Annotated in this window: 8 protein-coding genes and 2 tRNA genes; 8 read left to right on the top strand and 2 right to left on the bottom strand. The window is 37.1% G+C overall.

Annotated features, from left to right (window positions below):
- Positions 1-2 precede the first annotated feature (2 nt).
- A complete protein-coding gene (locus CA834_RS13015; RefSeq protein ID WP_094969150.1) occupies positions 3-452 on the bottom strand; it encodes a hypothetical protein in 450 nt (149 codons plus the stop codon).
- Positions 449-988: an RNA methyltransferase gene (locus CA834_RS13010; protein ID WP_094969149.1), complete on the bottom strand. Its 540-nt coding sequence runs from the start codon at positions 986-988 to the stop codon at positions 449-451. Before CA834_RS13010 ends, CA834_RS13015 begins: the two co-directional genes overlap by 4 nt.
- A 111-nt stretch (positions 989-1099) precedes the next feature.
- Between CA834_RS13010 and mutS the strand changes: the two genes are divergently transcribed.
- The 8 genes from mutS to CA834_RS12970 all read left to right on the top strand — a co-directional run bounded on the left by mutS (position 1100) and on the right by CA834_RS12970 (position 16367).
- Positions 1100-3712, top strand: coding sequence for a DNA mismatch repair protein MutS (gene mutS / locus CA834_RS13005; protein WP_094969148.1), 2613 nt, complete (start codon positions 1100-1102; stop codon positions 3710-3712).
- A 97-nt stretch (positions 3713-3809) separates the two neighbouring features.
- Positions 3810-3881, top strand: a tRNA-Gly gene (locus CA834_RS13000).
- A gap of 41 nt (positions 3882-3922) precedes the next feature.
- Positions 3923-4007 (top strand) — tRNA-Leu (locus CA834_RS12995).
- Positions 4008-4479: 472 nt separating this feature from the next.
- The gene (locus CA834_RS12990) at positions 4480-4995 is read left to right on the top strand and encodes a hypothetical protein (protein ID WP_094969147.1); all 516 of its coding nucleotides are present in this window, start codon (positions 4480-4482) and stop codon (positions 4993-4995) included.
- 268 nt (positions 4996-5263) lie between these two features.
- On the top strand, positions 5264-7144 hold the full coding sequence (locus tag CA834_RS12985) for a CocE/NonD family hydrolase (RefSeq protein WP_094969146.1): 1881 nt from the start codon (positions 5264-5266) through the stop codon (positions 7142-7144).
- A gap of 24 nt (positions 7145-7168) precedes the next feature.
- Positions 7169-10459: a glycosyl hydrolase gene (locus CA834_RS12980; RefSeq protein ID WP_094969145.1), complete on the top strand. Its 3291-nt coding sequence runs from the start codon at positions 7169-7171 to the stop codon at positions 10457-10459.
- Between the two features lie 14 nt (positions 10460-10473).
- Entirely contained in the window at positions 10474-13278 is a 2805-nt protein-coding gene (locus CA834_RS12975; protein WP_094969144.1) for an alpha/beta hydrolase family protein, read from the top strand.
- A 284-nt stretch (positions 13279-13562) separates the two neighbouring features.
- Positions 13563-16367, top strand: coding sequence for a triple tyrosine motif-containing protein (locus CA834_RS12970; RefSeq protein ID WP_094969143.1), 2805 nt, complete (start codon positions 13563-13565; stop codon positions 16365-16367).
- The last annotated feature ends 34 nt before the right edge of the window (positions 16368-16401 follow it).

The raw sequence follows: 16401 nt of genomic DNA, 5'->3' as shown, positions 1-16401 counted from the left end.
TGTCAACGTTCTTTTAAGTGCTCAAAATAACGTAAAAGGGAATATAAAATCAAAAGGGCGATTGGTGCAATTACTAAAGTGTAAATGATATTCCAATATAGAATTGAGGCCTTTGGACTTCCAAAATATCCACTGGCATTGGAGTTGAAATTGAAGGCTAAATTACCTGAAATTAAGTATGCAATACCAAACCATAAAAAAGAAACTCCAATTAAGAATAGCATGAGGTAACGCATCAATTTTCCGATTAAGGAGCTGCTTGCTTTAAAACCTTTTTTTAAGGCGTAAGCACCTAATTGAAGCGAAATAAAACCAATCCAAACTATAAGATTTCCCGCAGGAATTCCAATTACATTATAGGTTAAAACTGAAGATCCAGTAGAAAATAAGATAACGACTATTCCAATAATCAGTAATGATATTGATAAGGTTTTTTTATAGGTTATTTTCATGATTTTAAACTATTAATTTTTGAAAACACATCCCAAATTACGACACCAGCGCTGACCGAAATATTTAAGGAATGCTTTGTGCCATATTGAGGGATTTCAATAACAAAATCACTCGTGTCAACTACCTTTTGAGACACACCTTTTACCTCATTTCCAAAAACAAAAGCATATTTAGTATTAGGTTGAGGTGTAAAATCATTCAGCATTGTTGCGTTTTCGGCTTGCTCAATCGAGCAAATTTTCACGTCTTTAGATTTCAAATAATTAAGAGCATCTAATGTGTTTTCAAAGTATTCCCAATCTACAGTCTCGGTGCTTCCAAGAGCTGTTTTACGAATATCATTATGAGGTGGTTGGGCAGTTATCCCACAGAGATAAATTTTTTCAATTAAAAACGCATCACTTGTCCTAAATACCGAACCTATATTGTTGAGGCTTCTAATATTGTCTAAAACAATAATTAAAGGAGATTTCCTTACTTGCTTAAATTCTGAAATATCCAAGCGTTTTAACTCGCTATTTTTTAATTTTCGCATGTTGAAATCTTGAGGTTTTTGTAGATAACTTCTATTCTATTGACTTTATAAAACAAGGCTAATTAGCTACATTAGCAATCTTAGCATAATAGCAAAAATACACAAAAAGAGTTGGCAAAAACCTCAAAAAAAGAAACACCACTAATGAAGCAGTACAATGCCATAAAGGCAAAGTATCCTGATGCATTGTTATTGTTTAGGGTTGGTGATTTTTATGAAACCTTTGGTAGCGACGCGGTTAAGGCCTCTAAGATTTTAGATATTATTTTAACAAAGCGGGGAGCTGGCAGTGAAAGCGAAACAGAGCTTGCGGGTTTTCCACATCATTCACTAAATACCTACTTGCCTAAACTGGTCAGAGCTGGTGAGCGGGTAGCTATTTGTGATCAATTGGAAGATCCAAAACAAACCAAAAAGATTGTAAAACGAGGGGTTACCGAACTAGTAACGCCTGGAGTAGCTTTCAACGATGATATTCTGCATTCTAAATCCAATAATTTTTTAGCAGCCGTGTATTTTGATAAGCGTAACATAGGGGTTTCTTTTTTAGATATTTCTACGGGAGAATTTTTAACCTCTCAAGGGGATGCTGAATATATAGACAAGTTGCTTCAGAATTTTAATCCAAGTGAGGTTTTAATTTCGAAGAAAGCTAGAAAGGAATTTACCGACATCTTTGGTGACAACTTTCATAAGTTTTATTTAGAAGATTGGGTATTTCAAGCAGATTATGCCTATGAAACCCTAACAAAACATTTTAATACAAAAACTTTAAAAGGGTTTGGTATTGAAGATTTATACGAAGGCATTATCGCCTCTGGTGTGGTACTTCATTATTTAAGTGAAACACGTCATAACAAATTGGAGCATATCTCAACGGTTTCAAGAATTCCGGCAGACGATTATGTATGGATGGATAAATTCACCATTCGGAATTTAGAGCTCTACCAATCCACCAATACTAATGCGGTTACACTTATAAATGTTATTGACAAGACGATTTCCGCTATGGGTGGTCGGACATTAAAACGCTGGCTTGCCCTACCTTTAAAACATGCAGATAGAATAAAACAGCGCCATGAAGTGGTAAGGTTTTTATTGGAGAATGAACTCATGCTTCAAAAAATTCAAGGTCAAATAAAGCATATTGGTGATATTGAACGGTTAATATCTAAAATTGCTACGACCAAGGTTAGTCCAAGAGAAGTCATTCAGCTCAAAAATTCATTGGAAGCTATTGTGCCAATCAAGTCAGCTGCTCAGTCTTGTAGTAATGACGCCTTGAAAGTTTTAGGCGAAAATCTTAATAATTGCGATTTACTAAGAGAAAAAATTAAGCAAACCCTAAACGAGGAAGCGCCGGTTAATGTACTCAAAGGGCACACAATTGCTGAAGGGTTTTCTCAGGAGTTAGATGAACTTAGGGGTTTATCGCAATCTGGAAAAACTTATTTAGACACCATGCTTAAGCGTGAGAGTGAGCGCACAGGCATACCTTCTCTCAAAATTGCTTCAAATAATGTATTTGGTTATTATATTGAGGTGAGAAATACGCACAAGGATAAAGTTCCGGCAGAGTGGACAAGAAAACAAACTCTTGTCAATGCAGAGCGTTATATCACTGAAGAACTTAAAGAGTACGAAGCTAAAATACTTGGTGCGGAAGAACGTATCCTGGCGATTGAGCAACAGCTGTTTTCAGAATTGGTGTTATGGATGCACCAATTTATTATAAAAGTGCAACAAAATGCAAAATTGATAGGGCAATTGGACTGTCTCTGCGGGTTTGCAAGTTTGGCAAAATCTAATAAATATAACTACCCACTAATAGACGATAGTTTTGATTTAGAGATTAAAGATGGTCGTCATCCTGTCATAGAAAAGCAATTGCCAATTGGTGAACCCTATATTGCTAATGACATCTTCCTCGATAGGGAGTCACAACAAATCATTATGATTACCGGTCCTAACATGTCGGGAAAATCTGCAATTTTAAGACAGACCGCATTGATAGTATTATTAGCGCAGATTGGTAGTTTTGTGCCAGCAAGAGAAGCACGGATTGGTTTAGTGGATAAAATCTTTACTCGCGTTGGAGCTAGTGATAATATCTCCATGGGTGAGTCTACTTTTATGGTTGAGATGAATGAAACAGCATCTATTCTCAATAACATTTCTGAACGAAGCTTGGTCTTGTTAGATGAAATAGGACGAGGAACCAGCACTTACGACGGCATTTCTATTGCCTGGGCAATTAGTGAATATCTGCACGAGCACCCTGCAAAACCTAAAACTCTGTTTGCCACACATTATCATGAACTCAATGAAATGACAGAATCATTTGATAGGATTAAAAACTTCAATGTTTCCGTAAAAGAATTAAAGAACAAGGTGCTATTTGTGCGTAAATTGGTTGAAGGCGGTAGCGAACACAGTTTTGGAATTCATGTTGCGAAAATGGCGGGTATGCCACAACAAGTGATTCATCGCGCTAATAAAATATTGCTAAAGCTTGAGAAGTCGCATTCAAGTGATGAATTACTAGATAAGGTAAAAACCTTAAAAGACGATGTGCAATTGAGTTTCTTCAATTTAGACGATCCTTTGCTTCAAGAGATTAAGGATGAAATTTTACATTTAGATATCAATACGTTAACACCTGTTGAGGCGTTGATGAAATTGAATGAAATTAAGCGCATGTTAGTGAAGAAAAAACAGGCTTAATTCCGCCCTATTTATTTTAAAAAAGTCTTTGGATTTATAAGAAATAGTTTAAATTTGCATCCGCTTTTGTAGCGATTTGTCCATTATATAGGACTACGCGAAAGTAGCTCAGGGGTAGAGCATCACCTTGCCAAGGTGAGGGTCGCGGGTTCAAATCCCGTCTTTCGCTCTAAAAGATATACCAATTCAGTTATAATTTATAGCTGAGATGCTGAAGTGGTGGAATTGGTAGACACGTTGGACTTAAAATCCAATGGCCATTATGGCCGTGCGGGTTCAAGTCCCGCCTTCAGTACAGATGAAAAGCCGAAACGAAAGTTTCGGCTTTTTTCGTTTTCAAATGGATCGAAACAATTGTTTTGGGCCTATTATGAAAACGAAAAAAGTAACTTAAGTATAAGTTTGGCTTTTCTCACAATGTTGATACAGGACTCGCCTAAGGCAAGTCCCGCCTTCAGTACTTAAAAAAGAGTAATTATTTGTAAATCAAATGATTGCTCTTTTTTGTTTTCTCTAAGTGTACACATTTTTTGAGATGTTTAATGGTGCACACTACTAAAATTTCATAGCATCCTTATATTTCAAGTCTATTTGATAATATAAGTTCCAGAGCCAGTTCCAATCATTTTAAGGGTAAATGTTAAATCAAAACATATGAATGTGTGTTTCATTGAATTTCCCCATTACTACTATAAAATATAATGACCTCGGTCATTTTATGATAATTCTATTTGAACTAATATTATTCAAATTTAAAACCTTTAGTGATGAAAAAAATAAAGATACTTTATGCACTTTTAATAGGTCTTGTGATTTTAGCATCGTGTTCAAGTGATGACGATGGTGGTAATAATATTATAACACAAACCTTTTTAGAAAAATACGAGGGAACAGTTTGGCAATGGACTGGTGATGATTACATTGAATATGTCAGGATTTTAAATAATGAGACGACTCCAGCAGAGCTATGGGAATCTTTTTCTGCAGGAGATTGTTATGACTATTATTTAGTTAACATAAATGAACTAGATTTATTTGATGACTTAGATGAATTGCCGCCTACTGAGATTACAGTTGAAGTTACTGAAAATTTAGAAGATATTTTTGAGATAAGAATCACATTAACCGATTTGGATATCTACAGTATAGTTACTTTTCAAATTGAGGGAGATATTTTGGAAATAGAATCTAACGTTTATGCGAGTGGTCAATTGGTAGAAACATCGATTGAAACTTATGAAATACAAAATATAGATGTAGATAATTTGCCCATATGTGACTAGAAGCTTAAAATTCACTAATGTGCTGATTTTCACAGCCTATTTTCCAGTAAATCTTTTAGATAAAAACAGTCATTGAACCTTCTAGGCTGTTTTTTAAATTTAAGATAGATGCATAGTACTTTTATTTGAAATCATTTATTACTTAAATACAATCTATCCGCGGGTTCTTCTATTGAAACCTGGCTTATAATTAAAACAAAAAAAACCAGAATTAGAGAAGTAATTTTTGATTATCTTGTGTCTTTCTCATTTAATCAATTACTTTTTTATGAAATTTATTACTAGGTTAAGCGTCGTTTGGTTTATCTCAATATTCTTCTACCAATTTCAGGCTCAGAATGATATCCTGGAAAAGCTTGAAGAAATTGCTGTTATTGACCAAAAAATTATGATGCCTATGCGCGATGGGGTACGACTTGCCACAGATATATATCGCCCCAAAACAGAAGAAAAAGTTCCTATTATTTTTTCTAGAACGCCGTACAACTTTAATTCTTGGGGAGATGGCGAGCAACGCACTAGAACCGTCCAACAAGCTTACGAAGCCGTAAAAAGAGGTTATGCCTATGTAGTTCAAAATGAGCGTGGGCGTTATTTTTCTGAAGGGGAGTGGGACATACTTGGCGTTCCACTAACCGATGGTTACGATGCTTTTTCTTGGATGAGTAATCAGTCTTGGTCTAATGGAAAAATTGGGACTATTGGTTGTTCATCTACAGCTGAGTGGCAGATGGCAGTGGCCGCTTTAGACCATCCTTCACATGCTGCCATGGTGCCTCAGGCTTATGGTGCCGGCGTAGGTCGTGTGGGAAATTTTTATGAGCAAGGAAACTGGTACCGTGGAGGCGTAGAACAGATGCTTTTCTTTTCATGGTTATACGGTGTGGAACACGATAAATTCAAACCGCGAATTCCAGCTGGAGCCACGCAGGAAGATCTAATAAGAATATCAAGATTTTATGATTTAGCCCCTGAAAATCCTCGTGTAGACATGGCCGAGGCATTAAAGCACCTGCCAATTCAGGATATTTTGCAAAATATAAACGGTAAGCGAGAAATATTTGATAAAATGGTACGTCGTAAACCCAATGATACTGAATGGTATAATGGTGGACTTTATCATGACGATATGGGATTTGGGGTTCCTAGTTTTTGGTTTGCATCTTGGTATGATGTATCTATAAGTCCTAATCTAGCACTATTCAACCACGTCAGAAACAATGCTGAAGATGCAGAGGTAAGAGATAATCAATATATGGTTATTGCGCCTGTATTGCATTGTCGCTACACCAGAGCCACAGAAAATACTATGGTTGGAGAACGCAATGTTGGGGATGCCAGACTCAACTATGAGGAGCAAATTTATGATTGGTTTGATTGGTGGTTAAAGGGTGAAAACACAAACTTTAATGAGAATACCCCAAGAGTTCAATACTACACAATGGGTAGTAACACTTGGCAATCCTCCGAACAATGGCCACCAGAAGATACGCGACAGGTGACCTATTACTTAAATAGTGGTGGGATGGCCAATAGCCTATATGGTGATGGCGTTTTAAGCACTAAGATGCCTCGTAAAGATAACCCGGACTCTTTTACCTATGACCCAATGAATCCTGTAACTTCTTACGGTGGAAACGTTTGTTGTACTGGAAATGCCGTGCAAGGTGGGGCTTTCGACCAACAGGTTATGGAGACTAGAAATGATATTTTGGTATATACCTCTGATGAACTAAAAGAAGGTGTGGAAGTAACCGGATTTATTGAAAGCACGCTCTACGTGTCTTCTGATGTGAAGGATACGGATTTCACAATTAAGCTCATTGATGTATATCCTGATGGAACAGCTTACAATTTAGATGAAACCATTCAACGTGCGCGATATCGAAATGGTTACGATAACGAAGTGTTTATGAAGAAGGGTGAGATTTATAAAATTGATTTAACGCCAATGGCTACAAGTAATTACTTTAAGAAAGGACATCGCCTACGTATTGAGATTTCGAGTAGTAACTTTCCAAGATTTGCAAGAAACCTCAATACTGGCGGAAACAACTATGACGAATCAGAAGGCGTTGTAGCCCATAATTCTATTCACCACTCAAAACAATACCCTTCGCACATAAAACTCCCCATAAAACAAGATTAATACCATTAATAGTCATTTTTAATTATGAGAATATCGTTAATACTAGTGCTCAGTATGGCACTAAGTTTCAGCTTAGTCAGTACCGCCCAAAAAAAGTCTAAACAAAAATCGGAAGAAAAAACACCATTAGAATCTATGGACCTTTCAGGTTTAAAATGGCGTAATGTCGGTCCTGCATTAACATCAGGACGGATTTCTGACTTCGCCGTAAACCCTAGCAACCCATTTGAATACTATGTTGCTACCTCAGCTGGTGGTGTGTGGAAAACTGTTAATGCCGGAGTGACTTACGAACCAATTTTTGATGGACAAGGTTCCTATTCTATAGGATGTGTTGCCCTAGATCCTAACAATAATAACGTCATTTGGGTAGGCTCTGGCGAGAATAACAACCAGCGATCCGTAGCTTATGGTGACGGGGTTTACAAGTCTATAGATGGTGGTAAAACATGGAAGAATATGGGTTTAAAGACCTCTGAGCATATCGGAAAGGTTATTGTACACCCAGAAAATTCCAATATCGTTTATGTGGCGGCAATCGGACCTTTATGGGGAAAAGGCGGGGAACGCGGACTTTATAAAACCGAAGATGGCGGAGAAACATGGAAGGCCGTGTTAGAGGTGAATGAACATACAGGGGTAAATGATGTGGTTATGGACCCAAGAGATCCTAATGTGCTCTATGCCTCTACCTTACAACGCAGACGTCATGTGTATACTTATGTCGGAGGTGGACCAGGGTCTGGATTACACAAAAGTGTAGACGGCGGTATTACTTGGGAAAAAATACAGAACGGTTTACCGAATGAAGAGTTGGGGCGTATTGGTTTAGCCATTTCACCAGCTAATCCTGAAATTATATATGCTATCGTAGAGGCTGCGAACGGCAAAGGGGGCTTTTTTGCATCTACAAACCGCGGGGCTAGCTGGGAAAAACGAAGTTCACATGTCACAAGTGGGAATTACTACCAGGAAATTATTGCGGACCCGGTAGATGAAAACACGGTTTATTCCATGGATACTTGGATGGCAGTAACACATAATGGAGGCAAAAGTTTTGAATTGGTTGGTGAAAACACAAAGCATGTTGATAATCACTGTATGTGGATCAATCCAAATAACAATGAGCATTGGATTGTTGGATGTGATGGCGGCATTTATGAAACTTTTGATGCTGCCAAGACTTGGGATTTTAAGAAAAACTTACCGGTGACTCAGTTTTACAAAGTGGCAGTGGATAATGACTATCCTTTTTACAACATTTATGGTGGCACGCAAGACAACTTTAGTTTGGGTGGGCCCTCAAGAGTATTGACCGAACATGGCATAAGAAATTCAGAATGGTTCATTACCAATGGCGGTGATGGGTTTGAATCGCAGATAGATCCAAATAATCCTAACATTGTATATGCACAATCACAATATGGGTTTCTAGTGCGCTATGATAAGAAGAGTGGTGAGAAAGTAGGGATTCAGCCAAAGGCCAGAAAAGGGGAAGATGCGTATCGTTTTAATTGGGATGCGCCTCTAGTAGTTAGCCAACATGTACCTGGGCGCTTATATTTCGCTGCCAATAAAGTATTTAGGTCTGATGATTACGGAAATAGTTGGGAGGTAATTAGTGAAGACCTGTCCCAGCAGATTGATAGAAATACCTTAAAAGTCTACGATCGTGTAGTCAGTATAGATGCGGTTATGAAAAATGGTTCCACATCCCCTTATGGTAGTGTGGTTGCTTTTTCAGAATCACCTTTAAATAAAAATCTCTTAGCTGCTGGAACAGATGACGGATTGATTCATATCTCTAAAGATGGAGGTGAAAGCTGGCGTAAAATTTCAGGTATTTCGGGGGCGCCAAATCAGTCTTATGTGAATAGTGTATTCTTGTCAAAACACGACGAAAATGTGATTTATGTGGCTTTCAACCATCACAAATACGGTGACTTTAAACCTTATATATTTAAATCAAGCAACAAGGGCGAAAATTGGAAGGCGATTCAATCCAATCTTCCTGAGCGCGGAAGTGTTTATGCTATTGAAGAGGATCATGTGGACAAAGACCTGCTATTTGTAGGGACAGAATTTGGAGCTTTCTTTTCACCAGATCAGGGTCAGCATTGGAAACAACTAAAGGCTGGCCTACCAACTATTGCTGTGCGTGATATAGCCATTCAAGAACGTGAAGGTGATTTGGTTTTAGGAACGTTTGGCCGAGGGTTCTATGTTATGGATGATTACTCAGTTTTAAGAAGCATTGAAAACGCTGAGCCTACGGAGGACGCTAAACTATTTCCGATTAGGACGGCATTGATGTGGGAGCAAAGTAGTCCCTTGGGATTACCTGGGAAGTCTTTTCAAGGTGATAATTTTTATACCGCACCCAATCTTGGCCCTGAGGCCATGATAACTTACTATTATAATTCAGATTATGAATCATTGAAAAGTCAACGCCAAAAAAAGGAACAGGAATTAATAAAGGCCGGTTCAGACACACCTTATCCTAACTATGAGGAATTAAAAGCAGAGGTTAATGAAAAAGAGGAAGAACTAATTTTTACCATTAAGGACGATCGTGGTACTGTGGTTAAAAAGGAATTTAAACCAGTCAAGAAAGGGCTACAGCGTTTTCATTGGGATTTACGATATACACTTCAGGACCCCATAGATTTAAGCACACCTTCTTTTTATAATCCTTTTGGCGGACGAGATGAAGGAACTCTGGTAGCGCCTGGAACGTATTCCGTAGAAATGGCCTTGTTAAAAGATGGTCAATTAAAGACCTTAACAGATTCTGTTAATTTTGAGGTTAAGGCCTTGGAAAATGTAGAGATGCCAGCTGAAAATAGGGCTGAAAAAGTAGCCTTCCAGAAAGCGTTGGCCAAACTTCAAGCTAACTTCGGAATTGCGGAGAAGCTGTTGTCAGAATCTCGAATGAGGTTAAACTACATCAAAGCCGCAATTAAAAGATCTGAACAGCCCCTAGGACCATTGTCTAGTGAAGTAGTGACTATTGAAAAACAGTTAGATGAAGTGCAAATTGCTATGTATGGTGACCCCGTAAAAAACCGTTTGGACTTAGATCAACCACCCTCACCGGCTGACCGCTTGGGAACTATAGGGTATGAACAGAAGTATTCTACCGCAACACCAACACAAACGCATCGAGATAGCTATGCCATTGCTGAAAAACAAGTCATAGAGATAAAAGCTAAGATGGAACGAATTTTTAATGAAAATCTTAAAGCCTTGGAACAACAACTCATCAATTCTGGTGCACCTTATACACCTGGTAGAGGATACGAAAACAAAAACTAAATTCTTTTTCTTTTATGAGACCCTTGTTAATTCTATTTATTTTATGCTGCACTGCTGCTGTAAAGGCACAAAAGAAAGTGTTACAACAAGAGGATAAAGCCTTGTGGAATCGCATTAGAAATAATGCTATTTCTAATTCTGGTGACCACGTACTTTATGCTCTTGAAAAAGGCGAGAAAGACCAAACTATTAAGATTAAAACCGTAAAAGGAAATGAACTGCTAAGTTATGAGCGCAGTAAAGGTGGTGAATTTACTTACGATTCCAAATATGTTGGTTTTGCTGTCAATGCCTGGACAGACAGCATTACAGAAATGAAACGTCGTAAAGTAAAAAAGGAAAATCTTCCGAAAGACACCTTAGTAATATACAACATCAGAAACAATCGTATAACGAAGATTCCCAATGTGAAATCTTACAAATTTCCAGAAAAATGGTCTGGAATTGTGGCTTATATGTTGGAACCCGTTGAAACACCAAAGGATAGTATCAAAAGTAAAGAAAAGGATACTTTAAAGACCAAAAATAAGGTTAAGAAGGTTTCTAAAGACAACGGGTTTCATTTAGTAATTAGAGATTTGGAGAAAGGGGTGGAGGATACCTTAAAATATGTTCATAAATATGCTATGGCAAAGAAAGGAAGGTATTTAACTTATGCCACTTCTGGAGAGGACAGTATAACCAAAGGTGGGGTTTATTATTATGATGTAAATGCGGCCAACAGTACTTTTTTATTTGAAAGCCATGAGAAGACCAAATATCCACAATTGGCCATTTCAGAGTCTGGTAAACGTGTGGGTTTTGTGGTCGATGCCGATTCCACTAAAAGCCTAATTAAAAAACCTAGTCTTTATGCCTGGAACCAAGGAGATAATGCAGCTGAGCAGATTGTGGCGTCAGAAGAAAACCCTTCCAAAATGTTAGTATCAAGCGATGAATCCCTTCGGTTTTCAAAAAGTGAAGAACGCTTGTTCTTTGGAGTTAGAACCACACCCATTGTACAGGATACTACTTTATTGGAAGAAGAAATTGTTAATGTTGAGGTCTGGACCTATGATGAACCTAGGCTTTATACGGTTCAGGAAATGGGTGTTAAGGAGGATCAAAAGAAAGCCTATCTATCTTTATATGATTTTAAATCCAATCAATTTGTTCAAATCGCCAATCCTGAATATGATTTGGCACGTTATGGTAATGAAGGCAACAGTACTTATGCTGTCATTGGTAACAGTACGCCCTACCAACTTCAAAGTCAATGGACGGCACAATTGCCTATGGATTTGCAAAAGGTTGACCTCAAAACAGGTAAACGCACAGCTTTAGGTGACAAGGTATATGGCGGTTCATCCCTCAGTCCTGAAGGTAAATACCTTTACGGTTATAGCCGGAAAGACAGTACTTGGTTTACCTATAATTTGGAAACACTTAAATATAAAGCTTTGACCAAGGACCGCCAGTTTTATAACGAACTCCATGATTATCCCGACGATCCTTACAGCTATGGTTCTGCAGGCTGGACTGAGGGTGATAAGGCATTTTTAATCTACGATCGTTATGATATTTGGTCTTTCAATCCAGATACAGGGGCTTCTGAAAAACTCACCAATGGTAGAAATGAGAAGCTACGTTACAGATACTTAAAATTAAATAATGAGGAACGTTCAATTTCTAATTCTGATAACTGGCTATTGAGCACCTTCAATGAAGAGACTAAATACGACGGCTTTTATAGTTACAATCCTAAGAGAAAAGTAGGAAAACAATTGATAGAAGGCCCCTACGCATATGGACGGCCCTTACTAGCCCAAGAGGATAAAAAGCAACGGTTGTTGTTTACTAGAGAATCATTTACCGAGTTTCCCAACCTTTGGAGCTCAGATTTATCATTCAAATCTCCAAATAAAATATCGGAAGCGAATCCACAACAATCAAATTATAACTGGGGAACTGCCGAAATGGTGGAATGGGTATCACTTGACGGTAAACCTCTTAAAGGGTTACTTATAAAACCTGAAGACTTTAACCCGAACAAGAAGTATCCTATGATTGTGAACTTCTATGAAAAGAGTTCAGATGGGTTGTATCGCCATCGTCCACCATCTTATGGCCGAAGCACCATTAATTACAGTTTTTATGCTAGCCGTGGATATTTGATTTTTAACCCAGATGTATATTACAGAGATGGCTATCCTGGTGAAAGTGCATTTAACTGCGTGATTCCTGGTATAACCGCTTTAATTGATAAAGGCTTTGTAGACAAAGATAATATTGGTGCTCAGGGACATAGTTGGGGAGGTTATCAAATTGCTTATTTAGTGACCAAGACAAATATTTTTAAAGCTGTTGAATCAGGTGCTCCTGTACCCAATATGATAAGTGCTTATGGTGGCATACGCTGGTGGACAGGCCTGAGCCGCCAATTCCAATACGAACATACCCAAAGTAGAATAGGGGGTACACCCTGGGAATACCCACAACGTTATATTGAAAATTCACCGATTTTCAACATCGATAAGATAAATACGCCATTATTGATTATGCATAATGATGCTGATGGCCATGTCCCATGGTATCAGGGAATCGAATTCTTTGTATCACTTCGTAGATTAGGTAAACCAGCGTGGTTTTTAAATTACAACGACGAACCACACTGGCCATTGAAATGGCAAAATAGAATCGATTTTAATATCAGGATGGCACAGTTTTTTGATTACTATCTTAAGGGAGACCCTAAGCCTATATGGATGGAACGTGGAGTCCCAGCTATAGAAAAGGGAATCAATCAAGGGTATGAATTAATGGAACCGGTTGAAGACTAATAAATCATATTTTACAAGGCCATATAAGTTGTTATCATTTTAATGACTTAAAACGGTGTCTTAATATAGTATGAAGTAGCTAAAAATGGCACAAATACAATGGCTAGATTTAGTTGTAGCATGGCTTTTTCGTTTTGTAATTCTACTATACAGAGAATTTAATTACCACAACAGAATTAAGTACAAATCCATTTATTACTTATATTAGTGACTTAACATTAATACAATTTCCTTGTGTTAATATTAAAGTATATCATTACTAACCATATAGGTATAAATTAAGAATGAGAGTATTTAAAATAGCGATTAGCCTGAGCCTTATCCTCTTAACGTATGTTGTTTTTGGACAAGAAATTCCGCCTATTCAAGTTTTTACCCCGCAGGATTACAATGCAGAGGACCAAAATTGGTCCATCACCCAATCAGAAAATAAATTTATATACGCAGCCAATAACCAAGGGCTTTTAGAATTTAATGGCGCGGGTTGGAAATTATATGATTCTCCCAATGGGGCCATTCTAAGATCGGTTAAAGTTGTAGGAGATAAAATATATTCTGGAGGCTATATGGATTTTGGATATTGGTTGCCTAACCAATTTAACACGCTAGAATATGTTTCATTAGTTGTTAAAAATAAAGTAGAGGTAAAAGAAGACGAAGAGTTTTGGAGCATAATTGAAACTCAAGGGTATATATTGTTCCAGTCGTTTGAGCGTATTTATATTTTTAATATTGAGGACAATACCTATAAGATAATTGAATCTGATTTGAGAATTAATAAGATGTTCAAGGTTGATGAAACAATTTATTTTCATACGGTTGACAAAGGAATTTATAAAATTGAAAATGGAAAGGAAGTCCTAGTAATTCCCTCAGAAGAATTTGCAAATAGTGAAGTCATAAACATATTTAAGGACAATAGGGGCTTATTGTTACTGACTAAGGATAAAAGCATCTTTAATTTTAACGACAACAAGATTGAAAAATGGCAAATACCTGCTGATAAACTATTGAAAGATAGAAGTATATACAGCGCCATACGGTTAAAGGACGGAAGTTTTATGCTAGGAACAATATCTAATGGTGTTATTCAGCTGAATCGACAAGGAAATGTTGTTCTAGAAATTAATCAATCAAGAGGCATAAGCAACAACACTGTTTTGGCCATGTTTCAGGACGTTTCGGGAAATGTGTGGCTTGGTTTAGATAATGGTATCAATGTAATAAATATAAATTCGCCCTATACTGTATATTCTGATAAACAGGGGGTTTTAGGAACAGTCTATGCATCAGAAAAATTTGGAGAGTATTTGTATCTGGGTACTAATCAAGGACTATTTTATAAAAGCTTAACCTTAAATGACCAGTTTAAATTCATTCAAGGAACGGAAGGCCAGGTTTGGGATTTAGAGGTAATTGACAGTACCTTGTTTTGTGGCCATGATAAAGGTACCTTCATTATTAATGGCGCAAAATCAGATTTAATTTCAGATATAAAAGGAACATGGACCTTAAAGACAATTGAAGGCCAGCCGGATCTAATGATTCAGGGAAATTATAGGGGGCTTTATATACTAGAAAAAATTAACAATCGATGGCAGTTAAGAAATAAAATAGAAGGTTTCGACATTTCTTCAAGGTATCTTGAATTTATCAGCCCCTACAAACTTTTAGTAAGTCATGAGCATAAAGGGGTATACAAGATTGCCATAGATAGTCTTTATCAAAGTGTAATCGATTACAACAAGTTAGCAATACCCTACAGTATAAAATCAAGCATGGTCAAATATGATGACTCCATATTATATTGTTATGAAGACGGTGTCTTCGAATATAATAATTCAAAAGACGAATTTATAAAAGATACACTTCTAACGAGATACGTTGCAAGAGAAAATTATCTCTCAGGAAAATTAATATATGAAAAGGAGAATAATAGACTCTGGGCTTTTGCGAAAAACAGGATGATTTATGTGGAACCAGGAAGGTTATCAACTGATCCTAATATAAATACCATTGCAGTGCCTTTTGAACTTCGAAAAAACAAGGCGGGATATGAAAACCTATTGCATCTAGAAAATAACAATTATATCATTGGAACAACAAGCGGTTATTTTATACTGAATCTCAATAAGTTAGAAGAAGAAAAGCATCATATTTTGATTAATAGTGTAACCGCGAGTTCCATAGTGGAAGGACCTATACCGCTAAAAACATCGGGGTCAACGGAATTATCCAATACAAACAACGCCTTAGAATTTAGTTATAGCGTTCCTGTATATGACAATTTTATAAAGACCCTTTACCAGCACCGACTCGAAGGTATTTATGACACTTGGAGTGATTGGAGCTCGAGGTCCTCGGTGTCATTTGAAAATTTACCACATGGAATGTATAGGTTTGAAGCGAGGGCAATGACCAGCGGTGTATTAACGGATAATGTACTGTCCTATACTTTTACGATTGCCAAACCATGGTATTTAAAACCAATAGCCATATTACTTTACGTAATCTGTGGATTATCCATGGGCTTTTTAGTCCACTATTTTAATAGACGTTACTATAAAAGACAGAAGCAATTACTACTCACAAAAAAGGAACGGGAATTAGAACTCGAACAATTAGAGAATCAGAGGCAATTAATGCAGTTTAAAAATAAAAATCTACAATTAGATATTGAAAATAAGAACAGGGAACTTGGTATGGCCACCATGAATTTAGTGAAGCGAAATGAACTTTTGAATAATATAAAAACAGAACTTATAAAGAGTAAATCTAAGGAACAGATAAAGGAAGTTGTAAAACTCATCAATACTAACCTTAACAATACGAGTGACTGGAAATTGTTTGAAGAAGCATTCAATAATGTGGATAAAGATTTTATGAAACGCGTAAAAGCGTTACACCCGTCAATTACTCCAAACGACCTAAGACTCTGTGCATATTTGAGATTAAACCTAACTTCTAAAGAAATAGCACCCTTATTAAACATCTCCCATAAAAGTGTAGAGGTTAAACGATATCGATTGCGTAAAAAGATGGGGTTGGACCATGATCAAAGCCTTTCTGACTATATCATTGAGCTGTAGGCACTATACAAAAACAAATAAGACCTATACATTA

The sequence above is a fragment of the Winogradskyella aurantia genome, from assembly GCF_002266855.1.
Classification (GTDB): Bacteria; Bacteroidota; Bacteroidia; order Flavobacteriales; family Flavobacteriaceae; genus Winogradskyella; species Winogradskyella aurantia.
The sequence above is the reverse complement of the archived record's forward strand: the minus strand, read 5'-3'. Positions and strand labels throughout refer to the sequence as shown.